This is a genomic window from Nocardioides sp. NPDC057772 (assembly GCF_042798075.1).
In the GTDB taxonomy this organism is placed as follows: domain Bacteria; phylum Actinomycetota; class Actinomycetes; order Propionibacteriales; family Nocardioidaceae; genus Nocardioides.
On record NZ_JBHVKN010000384.1, the window covers coordinates 1 to 1,570 of the forward strand.

Sequence of the window (1,570 nt, forward strand, 5' to 3'; positions counted from 1 at the left end):
CCGCCTCACGTGTCGCCGCGGCGACGCCCGGCTTGCCGTTGAGGACGCGACTGACCGTCGCCTCGCTGACGCCCGCATGGGCCGCGATGTCAGCAAGTCGGGCGGAGGCTGGTGTTATGGGCACCGTCACATCATGCCCCCTCCCCACACTGCCTGCAAGAAGTTTCAGCAAGTTTGCAACTTTTGCTGAAAGGCTCTTACATTCTCCTCGACGCGGGGTTACCTTCGTCACACCACCGGGCGGATTCCTCGCCCGGCCCCATATCGAAGGAGAACTCATGCGACGTGGCATCGTGGCCACCGCAGTGGCGGCATCGCTCGCACTCGCGGCAACGGCATGTGGCGGTAGCAGCGGCGACAGCAGCGACGGCCCGGTCACCATCACCTGGTGGGACACCTCGAACGCAACCAATGAGGCCCCGACGTACAAGGCCCTGGTCAAGGACTTCGAGAAGGCCAACCCGGACATCAAGGTCAAGTACGTCAACGTGCCCTTCGACCAGGCACAGAACAAGTTCGACACCGCGGCCGGCGCGAGCGGCGCCCCCGACGTGCTCCGTGCCGAGGTCGGCTGGACGCCCGCGTTCGCACAGAAGGGCTACCTGGCTCCCCTCGACGACACCGAGGCGCTCGAGGAGAAGGACGCCTTCCAGCCCAACCTGATCAAGCAGGCCGAGTTCGACGGCAAGACCTACGGCGTGCCGTTCGTCACCGACACCCTGGCGCTGGTCTACAACAAGGCGCTCTTCGAGAAGGCCGGCATCACCGAGCCGCCGGCGACCTGGGACGACCTGAAGGCCGACGCCGCGACGATCAAGAAGGAGACCGGCGTCGACGGCTACTGGGGCTCCACCTCCGCCTACTACGCCACTCCGTTCCTCTACGGCGAGGGCACCAACATGGTCGACGCCGAGGCCAAGAAGATCACCATCACCTCCCCGGAGGCCAAGAAGGGCCTGACCACCTGGCAGGGTCTGTTCGACGGCGAAGGCCTGCACAAGGCGGACACGACCGCCGACGCGTACGCCCACATCCAGGACGCCTTCGTCAACGGCAAGGTCGCCGCGATCATCCAGGGCCCGTGGGAGATCACGAACTTCTACAAGGGCTCGGCGTTCAAGGACAAGAACAACCTCGGCATCGCGACCGTCCCGGCCGGCTCGACCGGCGAGGCCGGCGCCCCGACCGGCGGTCACAACCTGTCGATCTACGCCGGCTCGGACGAGGCGCACCAGGAGGCCTCCGCGAAGTTCGTGAAGTTCATGACCTCCGCGAAGAGCCAGGAGCAGATCGCGCTGAAGAACTCCACGCTCCCGACCCGCGACGACGCCTACACCGACGAGGTCAAGGCCGACCCGGGCATCGCCGGCTTCCAGACGGTTCTCCCCGCCGCCCAGCCGCGACCCGAGCTGCCCGAGTACTCCTCGCTGTGGGGTCCGATGGACCAGGAGCTCCCGAAGATCGCCTCCGGCGCCGAGACCCTGGACAAGGGTCTGGCCACGCTGGACACGGCCTTCGCCGAGTTCGGTCTTCGGGGAGAACTCGGCGAAGTGCCTGGCGATGCCCATCA

2 protein-coding genes are annotated in these 1,570 nt (G+C 66.5%); one reads left to right on the forward strand and one right to left on the reverse strand.

The window, feature by feature from the left end; all coding sequences use genetic code 11:
- Nucleotides 1–118 (reverse strand): LacI family DNA-binding transcriptional regulator (locus ACFVJS_RS27905; RefSeq protein WP_378886792.1); only part of this gene is annotated, 118 nt, incomplete at its 3' end.
- Between the two features lie 160 nt (nucleotides 119–278).
- Here ACFVJS_RS27905 and ACFVJS_RS27910 point away from each other — a divergent pair.
- Nucleotides 279–1,570, forward strand: a 1,292-nt coding sequence (locus tag ACFVJS_RS27910; protein ID WP_378886791.1) for an extracellular solute-binding protein, incomplete at its 3' end; no start/stop codon positions are given.